This window comes from Maritimibacter dapengensis (genome assembly GCF_019218265.1).
GTDB classification, from domain to species: domain Bacteria; phylum Pseudomonadota; class Alphaproteobacteria; order Rhodobacterales; family Rhodobacteraceae; genus Maritimibacter; species Maritimibacter dapengensis.
Map to the genome: position 1 here is coordinate 25,629 of NZ_JAHUZE010000005.1, position 12,061 is coordinate 37,689.

Genomic DNA, 12,061 nt, shown 5'->3' on the forward strand with positions numbered 1-12,061 from the left:
CCTAGGCCTCAACGCTGTCGTCCGGGTTTCCGATGGGTGTGAAAATGCAATCCGGCTCGGCGCGGTCGAGCGAGGCGCGGAAAGCGAAACAGTTGGCCTTGGGTTCGCGATATTCGGCGCAGGAAGAGAGAACGCCGAGCGCGGCGAGGAGGATAAGGGGTCGGATCATGAGAGCCTCCAGAAATCAGGACGGTCGCGGTAGTCGGGGCCGACGAGGGCCTCGCCCTTTTCCATGCCGCCGAGGATGGTGAGGAGGGGGCCGAGGGCGGAGAGGTCGGCATCGACCACCACCGAGCCACCGTCGTCACGGATGAGCGCGAGGCGGCTGTCGCTGCCGGTGTTCAGGAGCACGTCGAGTTCCTTCTCGAAGAGGTTCAGCATCGCGTAATCCGAGGCGTGCGCCCGGATGTTGGGGAGCAGGATCTGGGTTGGCACCGCCTCGACGATGGTCTTGCCGGTCCGCGTGCGTTCGAGCTGGCTCGCATATTGCGTCATCATCACCGCGACCGTGTTCTGTTTCCGGGCGGTCACCAGCCAGTTCGAGAGCCGTTCGGCAAAGTATGGGTTGTCGAGCGCCTTCCATGCCTCGTCGATCACGATGATGGTGGGACGCCGGTCCTCGATCTCTCGCTCAATCCGGCGGAAAAGATAGGAGAGCACCGCCATGCGCTCCTTCTCGCTTTCGCTGTCGAGAATGCCGGTCAGGTCGAACCCCACGACGTCGCCATCAAGCGAGAAAGTGTCCTCCAGGCTTTGGCCGAAAATCCAGCCGTATCGCCCATCCTCGGTCCATTCGAGAAGCCGCTGGTGAAGATCGCCATTGTCGTCGGTCGAGACAAAGAGCGAGGCGAAGTCCTTCCAGTTCCGCAAGGCCGGGTTGGTGGCTGTGGAGTTCTGGCGGACCACCTCCTTGATGCGGTTCGTTTGCGCCGGGGTCAGGGGCTTGTCGGAGCGGTAGAGCAAGGAGGCGAGCCAATCCGAAAGCCAGGCCGTGCCGCGCTCATCGATCTCGGTCCAGAGCGGGTTGAGGCCGGTCGCCTGTCCCGCCTTGATCGAGGCGTAGCGCCCGCCATTGGCGCGGACGGCCATTTCCATCCCGAGCCGGTAGTCGAAAACGAAGATGCGCGCGCCGACCCGCCGGGCTTGCGTCATGAGGAAGGCCGAGAGGACGGACTTGCCGGAACCGGGGCGGCCTAGAATGAGGGTGTGGCCGCTGGTGGGCTCCGTCTCGGGGCTGCCCTGCTCGTGGTAGGAGAACCGGTAGGCGCTCTGCTCCGGGGTCGGGAAGAGTGTAATCTCCTGGCCCCAGGGAAGCTGGTGTTTTTCCTTGCCGAGTTGCGTCCGGTGAAGTGCTGCGAAGTCCGCAAAGTTGCGGTTGGTGACGGCACTGGCGCGGACCCGTTTTGGCTGGTTGCCCGGATGCTGGCTGAAGTAGTGAGATTTCGCGGCCATCCGCTCGCCGATCATCTTCACGCCCTCGGCGGCCGCGGCGTTCACGATCTCGGCTCCGAGGGACTGCAACTCGTCAAGACTGTCACTGAAGACCGTCACGACCATGTGGTGCTCACCGAAGCTTTGGCGTTTGGCCTCAAGATCGTCGTGCGCGATGTCGAGCGCCTCGAGGAGCGAAAGAGCGGCATCCTGAGAGGCCTGCATTTGACGCTTCTGGCGTTTGATCCGGCCCGCCATCAGGTTTGAATTGATCGGCGTGAAGGAATGCGTGACGATCATGTCGACCGGCAGGTTCAGCATGTCGAACATCGTGCAGGTCGTTCCTTCGGCATATTCGCCGATGGTGAAGCTCTTGCCGAAGCGATGGCCGACAACGCCATTGGAAAGCTCGAAGTGATCTTCGAGAAACGTCACGCGAGTGTTGGCAATGTTGTAAGCCAGAAACCCGTAGCGGTTGGCGGGGTAAAGCGGCAACTCGCGGCCCGTGTTGAGCGCGCCGAGGAATCCAACCAACTCGCCAGAAGCTGCTGAAAGGATGCGGGGCTTGAGTTCCGCCAGGCCGGAGGTGAAGACCCCGACCGCCTCGTTGAGGCGCCTGATCCGTTTCGCGGTCTCCGCCTTAAAGCGTTCCGGTGCGGAACGGTTCACGAAACCAAGAAAACTACTGGGCGTCGGGCGGTGGATGATTGTGAGTGTGAGGGTCTTGTCCCGGAGACCTGCCGAGGCCAGCTTTGCGCGCCAGGCATCATCCACGGCGTGAGCGAAGCCGTCCCCCTTGACCGGGAGCAGGTCCGGCGTGATCGACTTCGAGACCTTGTGCACGTAGTAGCTGAACTCGGGGCCCAGCTGCGCGATGATCCGGGCAAAGAGCGCCGTCACCTTGTCGAGATAGGCGTCGTCCGTGGTGTAGCTGTTCACCCCGCTCAGGCGGATGCATTGGAAGAGTTCGTTGACCCGGGTGCGGACTGTCTGATCATCGACGAGGCTGACATAGGGCAGCATGTGCGCGAGGCGTTTCTCGCGGGCATACCAGGCCGGCATGAGGGTGCGTTCATCGACGGTCTCGTCCAGGGCTTCACTATGGCGCATAGCTATCGCCCCCGTGGATGGACCGGTTCCGCGTCGGCGGCGTCTCCTGCATCGCCGTCATCATCACGTCGATGAAACGCGGATCCCAGTCAGCCGCTTTCCAGAGAACCGGATAGAGCACCGCCGTGATGCCCAGGACAACCAGGTGCTGCACCCAGACGAAGAGCAGCACAGAGCCGAAGAGCCAGACCATGGCATACATGATCGGCAGGCCGAGGAGCTTGGGCGGGCGTACGAGGCCCAGAAAGAGCGGCGATCGTTCGGCCACGTTCGCCTCCTCTCACGACCCGAAGACGGCGGCAACGATGGTCGGCGCGGCCGCAACACCCGCGATGCCCACCAGCACCCAGAGGGCTTGGCGCAGATCGATGATGTTGAAGAACCAGCTGAGGAACACGCCGAGGACCGCGAGGGTGGCGATGACGACTCCAAGCGGTCCGGTCAGCGCGTCCACGATGCCCTGAAGCAAGCTCTGAATCGGTGAGAGGTCGATGCTCTGGGCCAGGGCCGGTTCTGCCGCAACGATGAGGAGAGCGGCAAGGGTGATCAGGGATTTCGTCAATGGCTTCATGGGGACGCTCCTTCCAGCCGGTTGAAGACGGCCAGCACCCGCTGGACGTGGTTTTGGGTTTCTCGAAACGGTGGAATGCCGGAATGCTCGCGCACGGCGTCGGGTCCGGCATTGTAGGCGGCGAGCGCGAGTCGCGCGTCGCCAAACTCGGCCAACATCAGGGCGAGGTAACGCGCGGAGCCGTCGAGGTTCTGTTTCCAATCATGGGGGTCGACGGCAAGAGCGCGGGCTGTATCGGGCATCAACTGCCCGAGCCCGACCGCCCCGACATGGGAGACGGCGTGCGGATTGTACGCACTCTCGATCTCGATATTGGCGCGATAGAGGTGGAGCCAGTCCGTGACGGTGATATCGGCTGCACGGAGCCCAGGGTGGCTCGCATAGCGCAGTCCGGTCTCCTCGATCGCGGCGAGGATATCCGGGCGTGGTGTGAGCGCGCGAGGGATCATCGCCGCGACGCGCACCCCTTCACGTCGCTCAGTGCGGCGCTCCTCGCCCAAGATGCGCAAACCGTCCGAAGCCGAGCCAACGCCAACCCCGTCATTGTAGTTGCGCGCGAACCGCTCCTGGGCGCGCGACGGCGAAAGAGAACCGTCCCCCGCCATCACCAGGACCATGTCTGCCGATGCCGGGAGGCCCAGGTAGGAAAGGAAAAGGGCGCTAAGCCCGGCTGGCAGCCATCTCTTCGCTGGAGAGTTTGTGAACCGTCCGCTTGCCCTCTTCCAGAGGCACGTCGGCGTGCGAGAAACCGATCCCTTGCAGGAAGGAGATGACCCCGGTGACGGTCTTGATCTCGCGGATCTTGATGTCGTTGCGCGAGGTTCGGGTCCGGGCCGTGACCAGAAGTTTCTCGATCCCATCGTCGCTGACAGCGCGCATGATCCAGACCCCATGCCAGTTGGGGCCTTTCTTGAAGGCGTCTTCCTTGCAGACAACTTCGACGCGATAGCCGCTGGCGACCAGATCGCGGAATCTGGGTTCGGTGACCACATTCGGGGCTTCTTTTTCTAGGTCCATCACCCGGATCACGTTCTCCAATAGGGCGAATGACCAGGCTTCAGGTGTTGAAGTCCAGGCATACGATGATATAGTATTGGCGCACAAGATAAACTTTTGATGCGACAAGCGGATTGTTGCTCAATTGACGAATAGACGGTTCCCATGCATTTGATCAAGAAAATAAGGGGCTTGGACGCCTTCAGGTTGTGCGTGTCGATCATGGCACAAGCTATACTTCTGGTCGCGTGCCTGGCAGGCGAAGTCTCCGCCGCGTCCTGTTTGCCGCCGCCCAGGCCGTTCGTGCCAAGCGATTCTCAAGCCGCGCGGGACTATGTCGATCTCATCCGCAGCGACTTTGAGATCTACATGCGGGACATCCAGAGCTACTTTCGGTGCCTTGAGGTTGAGCGCGCGCGGGCGTTCGAAGAGGCGCGCGAGGTGAGCCAGGACTACGGACGCTTCCTGGAATTGATGGACGAGTGAATTGGCCGCGACCTTTTCGAAGGGCCGCCGTCTTGTGAAATCTGGCCGTATCGGCGGCGTGCAGTTCGGAGTCTCTATCATCATGTAAACGCCCACTATCCACTTTTTAGATAATCTATAAAGTAGATTAGCCCTGTCACAAGAGGTTTGTGACACGTGGCGAAAACGATCAGGAGTTCGGGACATGAGGCACTTCGCGACGCTTTGATTGCGGCGCGGAAGGCGGCTGGCTTAACGCAGGCCGAGCTCGCTTTACGTCTCAGATGCCACCAGTCCTTCGTCGCTCGTCTGGAGAGCGGAGAGCGTAGGGTCGACGTAGTTGAGTTGATCGTACTCGCGCGTGCTCTGCAGATCGATGCGGTTACGCTACTGGCAGCGGCCGAGGCGGCGACGGAACTCGATCACCGGATTTAAGACGAGGCGAAGGGCTGTCGCCTCGGATGGTATGACGAAATCAAGCCTCGGTGGGACCGAAGGGCAATGATAACAGCGGATTGTTATGGGACGCTGCGATCCACGGTCTCTAATGCAGGTTTGGTGCAGAGGACAACGTCTTAGTAGTTCACCTGCTCGAACCCGTAATTGCCCTCATAGTCTCGCCAGTCGACGAACACCGAGCGGTGATAGATGGAGGGGCAATGATCGCCCCAACGTTCCAAGCCGACATGCGCCTCGGGCAACGCGGCGACGGACGAACGAGACCAGTAAAAATCGCCCTGGATTCCATAGGAACCGAGAAGGACTGTTTCGAAACGGCTGCAATCGCTGTCGCGGGATTCGTGTTGGCGCGCATACCGAACATCGAAGACACGGATCGAGCGGATGAAGTTGAACTCCGGTCCACTGATGTCGATGTCGGCTCGGTCCTGGATCAGATGTAACGCAAACCCGTCAGGGTGAGGTAGTGGCTCGACGCCTTTCGACCGCACGACGGCAGGCAAGAGGGCGCCAGCTTTTTCGGGGTCAGATTCCGCGAGGTTCTGGGGCAGGGTAGAAGCGTTGGAGAAGAGGATGTCAATGACACGCCGAGTGCGACCGGGGTCGTCTACAGGTTCGAAGGAGGCCCCCATGGGGCAACGCCAGATCTGGAGGGGAGGCTCGACAGGCCATGGCGTGATCCGTCGTATGAACTCTGCACGTGCCCGCGAACAGGGCTCTGATGCCGGCCAGCCGCCGGAGAGGCAGAGCAGGATGGCGCAATCGATCGGGTAGGTCTGCGCCGACGCGCTGTTTCCACCTCCGCTCAGCGAGGCCGTTCCCGCGACGACAGCGAGAAAAAAATTACGAAGGAAATTGCGCATATCCAAGAGCTCGATTGACTGTGATGCAGAATCTGAGGATTACGATAATATACTATCGTCGAGCGGTCAAATTCGAATTTTTGTAACTGTCTTGGAGCGCCTTGATGCTAAAGCAGATCGGCTGAGCCCCTGAGCGACAGCTCCTCCAAAAGGTCAGTAACCTCATCGGTGGTGACAGTCTTTGCATTCGCAATCGTGTTCCGGCTTAACGGGGGATCGATATGGTGTGCCGTACGTTTGGGATCGAGCCAGAGGATGGACAGTTCTGACGTATTCCAGCGATAGACCCAACCAACGGTTCGATCACTGCGACCGTCAACAAGCCGCGCGACCGGAACCGCTTCTTCCTTTTCGATGCTCACCGGTTCGTGTCCGCCTTTTCTGCTTCGGTTCTTCAGTCCTATTCGGCTGGGACGTTCCCGTGATCTGATCTCGGTTGAACTTATTCCTGGCTCGTTAAAAAGGGGCGACACCGACCGCGTCGGTGCCGCCAGAGGTTCGCCCACAGGGAGGTGGTAGAGGGCGAAACCTATTGAAAATAGGGGAATTTCATGTTGCGCATAATCCTTCTTATGTTAATTTCCAGACCCCGCCATCTTGTACCACCCGCGACTCAGACAACAGCTTCTCCAGATGCGCCGCAACGTTTCGTCCTGCGGCCATTGCGATTTGTGGGTCGGTTTTCTTGTAGACGGAAGCGGCGATATTCTGGACCGAATCCGGGGTGTTTGAGAGGTGGGCGAGGATCTCCGCCTCGCGACGCATGCGGTTGGAAAGCAACCGTTTGACGTAAGGTTGCGGATCCCGGAGTATAGGTCCGTGCCCCGGAAAGTAGATCCTATCGTCGCGCTCAATCAGCCGCTGTAGCTGCGCGCAGTAGTCGTGCATGTTTCCGTCAGGGGGGCTGACGATCGAACTGTTCCAACTCATAACGTGGTCGCCCGTGAAGAGCACTCCGTCAGGTCTCGCGAAACAAAGGTGGTCGCTCGCGTGACCAGGTGTGTGCAGGACGGTAAGACCGGCAATGACCTGTCCGTCCTCCAGAAACCGGTCAGGTCGAAATGCATCGTCAGGGAATGCCCGTGAGGCATAAACAGGTGCGTCTGTCCGTGCTCGCAGGGCTGGGACGACTCCAAAATGATCAGAATGGTGGTGTGTGAGCAGAATCCCAGATGGTTTGGCCCCCAAATTTTCGATGATTGCCCCGAAATGTGTACTGTCTTCTGCTGGGCCGGGGTCGATTATGAACCGACCATCAGGCGTATCAATGATGTAGCTATTTGTCCCGTGGTAGGTCATCTTTCCGGGATTGTTCGCGACGATCCTCAGAATTCCAGGGGCCAATTCGACTCCCTTCGCGCGGCAAGGCTCCGGCTCTGAGAAAAACATGCTGCTTCTTTTCATTGTGTGCGACCAGGTATTGATTGCGAACAATTTGGTTCGCACAGTTTTGCGCATTGCTCTCGCATGGCGCCGGAAACCTCAGGCTGGCGTCCGATGCCTGTCAAATCCGGCATCGGACTATTTCAACTTACATTGGACCAGGCCCGTATGAGACTGAAACAGTCTGATACAGTCTTGGGCTGGCAGTCACACAGCGCGGCGATTATGGTAAGCAGTATACAGAACTACAGCAATTGTCGCCTTCGTCAGATCCCCGAGAAGGAACGGGTAAAGACCGGCGTTCAGCAACTTTTCGCCATAGCCGACAAAGCCACCCAACCAGAGCAGCCCTGCGCAATACATGACTATCGAACCCAAAAAGACCGCGACAGATGCTCTGAACGCAGGCCGAAGTCCTTGCAGTGCTTGAACAATCCACCCGGCGGCGGCCGCCGCAAGTGCGAAGCCTACCAAGTATCCGCCTGTGGGACCCGCAATATACGCCGGTCCGGCCAGAGCCGGAGGCGTGCCTGCGAAGACCGGCAGGCCAAGCAGACCTTCAAAAAGGTAGGTCACAACAACAAGACTACTGCGCACCGGCCCCAGGAAAAGGCCCAGACCCAAGACAACCAGGGTTTGTGTAGACATGGGAACCGGGTAGAACGGCACCACGATTTTGGCGGATAGTGTCAGAAGAATTGTGCCGACGAGAATTATCGAGATCTCTTGGGTAAGTTTTGCGAGTGTTTGGCTTTGAGTGGTTTCCAGATTCATCTTTTTCGTCCTTGTTTCTGTAGATTGTTAATTTTTTGGATAGTAAGCTCACATGCGCTTGGCGACTTCTTCCAACATGACTTCGCTCGCCCCGCCGCCGATGGCCTGCACACGGGCATCGCGTGACATGCGTTCCACCGGTGTTTCGCGCATATAACCCATACCGCCGTGAAACTGGACGCAGTCATAAAGCACGCTGTTCACCAGTTCGCCGCAATAGGCTTTGACCATCGAGACCTCTTTCACGCAGTCACCGCCCGCGGCATCCAGACCGGCGGCGTGATAGACCAGCTGACGTCCTGCAGCGATCCGCGTCTGACAGTCGGCCAGCCGTTGGCGCACGGCCTGCTTGTCCCACAGAACGCCGCCAAAGGCCCTGCGCTGCTTGACATAATCCACGGTCATGTCCAGCGCGGTTTGCGCTTCGGCACAGGCCATCGCACCCAGCACAATGCGTTCGTTCTGGAAGTTCTTCATTACCGAATAGAAACCGCGGTTGACCTCGCCCAAGACGTTTTCGGCCGGGATACGGACATCTTCGAAGATCAGTTCGGCAGTGTCCGAGCACAGCCAGCCGGTCTTGTTCAACGCCCGTCCGACCGAAAAGCCCGGCGTGCCTTTTTCGACCGCAAATATGGTGATCCCGCGCGACCCCTTGGCATCGGGATCGGTCTTGGCACCGACAAAGTAGAGATCGCCATGCACGCCGTTGGTGATGAACATCTTGGTGCCGTTCAGCACCCAATCCGACCCGTCCCGCACCGCGCGGGAGCGCATGCCCGCCACGTCCGAGCCCGCGCCCGGTTCGGTCACAGCAACGGCGGTGATCATTTCGCCCGAGACGATCGACGGCATCCAGCGCGCCTTCTGTTCGGGCGTGCCGGCGTTTTCCAGATGCGGCGAGGCCATGTCGGTGTGGACCAGAACGGTGGCCGAGAACCCGCCGAAAGTGGATCGCCCGACCTCTTCGGCCAAAACCACGCTGGACATCACGTCCAGCCCCGCGCCGCCATACTGTTCGTCATAGCGCATCCCCAGCACGCCGAGATCACCCATCCGGCGCAGCACGTCGCGGGGTACCTTGCCCTCCTCCTCCCAAGGCTCGGCCTTGGCGGTCACCTCGGCTTCAATGAACCGGCGCAACTGGTTGCGGATCATCTCGAGGTCTTCGTTGAACGGGCCGGTGACCTGAGTAATGCTGTCTTGTCTGGTCATGTGTTTTCCTCTGGATCGAGTTTGATAAGTGGGGCGTGCCCGGCGACCGTATCGCCGGGTGCACAATAGATTTCAGTCACCACGCCCGCGACCGGCGCGGGCAGGCTTTGCAACAGCTTCATGGCCTCAAGCACCACCAGCGTGTCACCGGCTTTGACGCGGTCGCCGAGTGCGACGCGCACCTCGGCCACGGCGCCGGGCATGGGTGCGGACAACAGGTCAGCGACGCCAGACCCGCCGGTGGCACGTTGCAGATGCTGGTCTTCCAGCGTACGCAGGTCTGTCGCGGTCATTCCAGCAGGGGTTTGCAGGTGCACTCGCCAGTGACTCGGCGCGCGCACGACGTAAGCGATGCGCGAAAACGGAACCCCGTCGATGCGTCCGCTCAGACGGCATCCTGTTAAAACGGCACTCTCGACCGTGATGGTCTGGCCGTCCGGTTGAATGGCAGTCAACCCCGACCCGGAGCCGTACATGCGGATCGGTTCGTCTTTGGTTGTGTCCCAATAGAAGGCCGCGCCGGACTGTCCCGCAGGGGCTGTGAGTCGCCATGACCCTAGGCTTTCCCAGGGCGACGCGCCCGCCGGCACGAGACGCAGATGCAGCGCCATCGCGGCAAAGGCCATGTCCCGGGGATCAGCGGACGGTTCAGTCCAGCCGCCTGGAAACATCTCGGGCAGGCCCGAGGTATGGTGACGGAACGCCGCAAAATCCGGGTGTGCCAGTAACGCGCGTTGATAGGCCAGGTTCAGGCCGACGCCGCCGACGGCAAAAGCATCGATCGCGGTGATCGCCCGGCGGATCGCCCCGGTCCGATCCGGCGCGTGGACGATCAGCTTGGCAATCATGGAATCGTAGTGGTGGCCGACGACCGAACCGCACTCTACCCCAGTGTCCAGCCGCACATCCGCAGGCGGCGCCCAAAGGGTGATCTCGCCCGTTTCGGGGTGAAAATTCTCGGCCGGGTTTTCGGCGGCGATGCGGATTTCAATGGCGTGCCCGTCAAACTGCACATCGCCTTGCGTCAGCGCCAGCGGCTCGCCCCGCGCGATGCGCAACTGCCATTCGACCAGATCGATGCCGGTGATCGCCTCGGTCACGGGGTGTTCCACCTGCAACCGGGTATTCATTTCCAGAAAGTAGTATTCACCGCGCCCGGGGTCATAGAGGTATTCCACCGTTCCGGCGGAGCGATAGCCGATCGCCTGCGCCAACCGCACCGCTGCCGCACGCATGCGGTCGCGCACAGCCTCGGGAAGATCGGCGGCGGGGGCTTCTTCGATCAGCTTTTGGTGGTTGCGTTGCAGCGAACAATCGCGGTCGCCCAGATGCAGCACGGTGCCGTGAGTGTCGCCCAGAACCTGCACTTCGACGTGGCGGGCACGGGGCGCATAGCGTTCGAGGAACACCGCCGGATCGCCGAAGGCGCTCTGCGCTTCGGCCCGGGCAGATGCAATCGCTTCGGGTGCGTCGCCCAGATCGGAGACAAGCCGCATCCCGCGTCCGCCGCCGCCGGCGCTGGCCTTGACCAGAAAGGGGGTGCCAAGCGCCTCGGCCTCTTGTAGCAGGCGCGCATCGGACTGATCCTCGCCGCGATAGCCGGGCAGGACGGGCACGCCTGCGGCTTCGGCGGCAGCCTTGGCCTCGATCTTGGAGCCCATCCGCGCGATAGCGTCGGGTTCCGGCCCGATGAACACAAGGCCCGCCGCCTCGACCGCCGCCGCGAAACCGGCATTCTCAGACAGAAAACCATATCCCGGGTGCACCGCACCCGCGCCCGTCGCCCGCGCGGCCTCAAGGATGGCCTCGACGTTCAAATAACTGTCTGACGGGGCGGCCCCACCGATGCAGACGGCATGATCGGCCTCGGCCACGAAGGGCGCGTCGCGGTCCGCGTCCGAAAACACCGCTACGCTTTCCAGCCCCAGTTTGCGGCACCCGCGCTGGATGCGCCGGGCAATCTCGCCCCGGTTGGCGATCAGAACGCGGGTGAAGCTCATTTCACCCGCCATGACGGAACGCCCTTGTTGATGAAGCTGTTGATGCCTTCGATACCTTCCTCCGTCTCCCACGCATCGGCCAGCCGGTCGGCGGTGTAGATCATGTTGGTCTCCAGATCGTGGGACGCGACATAGGCGATCAGCGCCTTGGTATCGGCCACGGCACCCGGCGCGGCCTGAAGGTGATCATGCACCACCCGGTTCACCGTGGCGTCCAAGTCGCCCGGCGCGACAACCTCGGTCAACAGACCGATCCGCTCGGCGCGGGCCGTGTCGAACAACGCCCCCGACAGCATGGTTTCACGCGAATGCACCTTGCCGATGCGGGCCACCACATAAGGCGATATATTCGCGGGCAGAAGGCCCAGTTTGACCTCGGTCAGACCGAAGCGCGCGCCTTCGGCGCCGATGGTGTAGTCGCAGACGGAGATCATGCCGACACCGCCACCGTAGGCCGGGCCGTTGATCCGCCCGATCAAGGGCTTGGGCAGCGTGTCAAGGCGGCGCAACAGCCGCGCCAGCGTGGCGCTTTGTGCGACCCTTTCACTACGGGTTTTCTCGACATTAGAGGCGAACCAGTTGAAATCGCCGCCCGCGCAGAAGCTCTTGCCCGCGCCGGTCAGGACCACAATACGCACATCGTCATCTGCAGCCAGCTTTTCGGCGGCATCGTATAGCTCTGCGATCAATTCGCCATTCAGCGCATTGTGTTTGTCGGGGCGGTTGAGCGTCAGCCTGGCGACGCCACGCGCATCGGTTTCGATAAGGATCGTGTTGTAGGTATTGGTCAACTT

Annotated in this window: 15 protein-coding genes; 2 read left to right on the plus strand and 13 right to left on the minus strand. The window is 60.9% G+C overall.

Annotated elements, in window-relative coordinates; all coding sequences use genetic code 11:
- Position 1 precedes the first annotated feature (1 nt).
- The 6 genes from KJP28_RS18180 to KJP28_RS18205 are packed head-to-tail and all read right to left on the minus strand — an operon-like array spanning position 2 to position 4,129.
- Positions 2–169 (minus strand): hypothetical protein, encoded by a 168-nt coding sequence (locus KJP28_RS18180; RefSeq protein ID WP_185959040.1) that lies wholly within the window; start codon positions 167–169, stop codon positions 2–4.
- Positions 166–2,541, minus strand: coding sequence for a VirB4 family type IV secretion/conjugal transfer ATPase (locus KJP28_RS18185; RefSeq protein WP_043753576.1), 2,376 nt, complete (start codon positions 2,539–2,541; stop codon positions 166–168). The genes KJP28_RS18180 and KJP28_RS18185 overlap by 4 nt, the downstream gene beginning before the upstream one ends.
- Complete coding sequence (locus KJP28_RS18190) at positions 2,531–2,809, minus strand: VirB3 family type IV secretion system protein (RefSeq protein ID WP_028093940.1); 279 nt, start codon at positions 2,807–2,809, stop codon at positions 2,531–2,533. Before KJP28_RS18190 ends, KJP28_RS18185 begins: the two co-directional genes overlap by 11 nt.
- 12 nt (positions 2,810–2,821) lie before the next feature.
- Positions 2,822–3,112: a TrbC/VirB2 family type IV secretion system protein gene (locus KJP28_RS18195; protein WP_009803468.1), complete on the minus strand. Its 291-nt coding sequence runs from the start codon at positions 3,110–3,112 to the stop codon at positions 2,822–2,824.
- Entirely contained in the window at positions 3,109–3,729 is a 621-nt protein-coding gene (locus KJP28_RS18200; protein WP_028093939.1) for a lytic transglycosylase domain-containing protein, read from the minus strand. The genes KJP28_RS18195 and KJP28_RS18200 overlap by 4 nt, the downstream gene beginning before the upstream one ends.
- Before the next feature lie 43 nt (positions 3,730–3,772).
- On the minus strand, positions 3,773–4,129 hold the full coding sequence (locus KJP28_RS18205; RefSeq protein WP_028093938.1) for a hypothetical protein: 357 nt from the start codon (positions 4,127–4,129) through the stop codon (positions 3,773–3,775).
- A gap of 201 nt (positions 4,130–4,330) precedes the next feature.
- Between KJP28_RS18205 and KJP28_RS18210 the strand changes: the two genes are divergently transcribed.
- Both KJP28_RS18210 and KJP28_RS18215 read left to right on the plus strand, forming a co-directional pair.
- Complete coding sequence (locus tag KJP28_RS18210; RefSeq protein ID WP_202076281.1) at positions 4,331–4,594, plus strand: hypothetical protein; 264 nt, start codon at positions 4,331–4,333, stop codon at positions 4,592–4,594.
- Positions 4,595–4,750: 156 nt separating this feature from the next.
- Positions 4,751–5,008: a helix-turn-helix domain-containing protein gene (locus KJP28_RS18215; protein ID WP_043753586.1), complete on the plus strand. Its 258-nt coding sequence runs from the start codon at positions 4,751–4,753 to the stop codon at positions 5,006–5,008.
- A 140-nt stretch (positions 5,009–5,148) separates the two neighbouring features.
- Here the strand turns inward: KJP28_RS18215 and KJP28_RS18220 are convergent, their stop codons facing one another.
- The 7 genes from KJP28_RS18220 to KJP28_RS18250 all read right to left on the minus strand — a co-directional run bounded on the left by KJP28_RS18220 (position 5,149) and on the right by KJP28_RS18250 (position 12,058).
- Positions 5,149–5,895: a hypothetical protein gene (locus tag KJP28_RS18220; protein WP_088626515.1), complete on the minus strand. Its 747-nt coding sequence runs from the start codon at positions 5,893–5,895 to the stop codon at positions 5,149–5,151.
- 107 nt (positions 5,896–6,002) lie between these two features.
- Complete coding sequence (locus tag KJP28_RS18225; RefSeq protein WP_141102078.1) at positions 6,003–6,257, minus strand: hypothetical protein; 255 nt, start codon at positions 6,255–6,257, stop codon at positions 6,003–6,005.
- A 208-nt stretch (positions 6,258–6,465) separates the two neighbouring features.
- The gene (locus KJP28_RS18230) at positions 6,466–7,284 is read right to left on the minus strand and encodes an MBL fold metallo-hydrolase (RefSeq protein ID WP_028288548.1); all 819 of its coding nucleotides are present in this window, start codon (positions 7,282–7,284) and stop codon (positions 6,466–6,468) included.
- Positions 7,285–7,485: 201 nt separating this feature from the next.
- On the minus strand, positions 7,486–8,052 hold the full coding sequence (locus KJP28_RS18235) for a biotin transporter BioY (RefSeq protein ID WP_043753595.1): 567 nt from the start codon (positions 8,050–8,052) through the stop codon (positions 7,486–7,488).
- 48 nt (positions 8,053–8,100) lie between these two features.
- On the minus strand, positions 8,101–9,267 hold the full coding sequence (locus KJP28_RS18240; RefSeq protein WP_036540250.1) for an acyl-CoA dehydrogenase family protein: 1,167 nt from the start codon (positions 9,265–9,267) through the stop codon (positions 8,101–8,103).
- A complete protein-coding gene (locus KJP28_RS18245; RefSeq protein WP_204114558.1) occupies positions 9,264–11,279 on the minus strand; it encodes an acetyl/propionyl/methylcrotonyl-CoA carboxylase subunit alpha in 2,016 nt (671 codons plus the stop codon). Before KJP28_RS18245 ends, KJP28_RS18240 begins: the two co-directional genes overlap by 4 nt.
- The gene (locus KJP28_RS18250; RefSeq protein WP_138424255.1) at positions 11,264–12,058 is read right to left on the minus strand and encodes a crotonase/enoyl-CoA hydratase family protein; all 795 of its coding nucleotides are present in this window, start codon (positions 12,056–12,058) and stop codon (positions 11,264–11,266) included. Before KJP28_RS18250 ends, KJP28_RS18245 begins: the two co-directional genes overlap by 16 nt.
- Positions 12,059–12,061: the final 3 nt, after the last annotated feature.

Bases quoted from the DNA above. Each gene is read 5' to 3' on its own strand.
- KJP28_RS18180 (WP_185959040.1), bottom strand. From the start codon at position 169: ATGATCCGACCCCTTATCCTCCTCGCCGCGCTCGGCGTTCTCTCTTCC.
- KJP28_RS18185 (WP_043753576.1), bottom strand. From the start codon at position 2,541: ATGCGCCATAGTGAAGCCCTGGACGAGACCGTCGATGAACGCACCCTC.
- KJP28_RS18195 (WP_009803468.1), bottom strand. From the start codon at position 3,112: ATGAAGCCATTGACGAAATCCCTGATCACCCTTGCCGCTCTCCTCATC.
- KJP28_RS18200 (WP_028093939.1), bottom strand. From the start codon at position 3,729: ATGGTCCTGGTGATGGCGGGGGACGGTTCTCTTTCGCCGTCGCGCGCC.
- KJP28_RS18205 (WP_028093938.1), bottom strand. From the start codon at position 4,129: ATGGACCTAGAAAAAGAAGCCCCGAATGTGGTCACCGAACCCAGATTC.
- KJP28_RS18210 (WP_202076281.1), top strand. From the start codon at position 4,331: ATGGCACAAGCTATACTTCTGGTCGCGTGCCTGGCAGGCGAAGTCTCC.
- KJP28_RS18220 (WP_088626515.1), bottom strand. From the start codon at position 5,895: ATGCGCAATTTCCTTCGTAATTTTTTTCTCGCTGTCGTCGCGGGAACG.
- KJP28_RS18230 (WP_028288548.1), bottom strand. From the start codon at position 7,284: ATGTTTTTCTCAGAGCCGGAGCCTTGCCGCGCGAAGGGAGTCGAATTG.
- KJP28_RS18235 (WP_043753595.1), bottom strand. From the start codon at position 8,052: ATGAATCTGGAAACCACTCAAAGCCAAACACTCGCAAAACTTACCCAA.
- KJP28_RS18240 (WP_036540250.1), bottom strand. From the start codon at position 9,267: ATGACCAGACAAGACAGCATTACTCAGGTCACCGGCCCGTTCAACGAA.
- KJP28_RS18245 (WP_204114558.1), bottom strand. From the start codon at position 11,279: ATGGCGGGTGAAATGAGCTTCACCCGCGTTCTGATCGCCAACCGGGGC.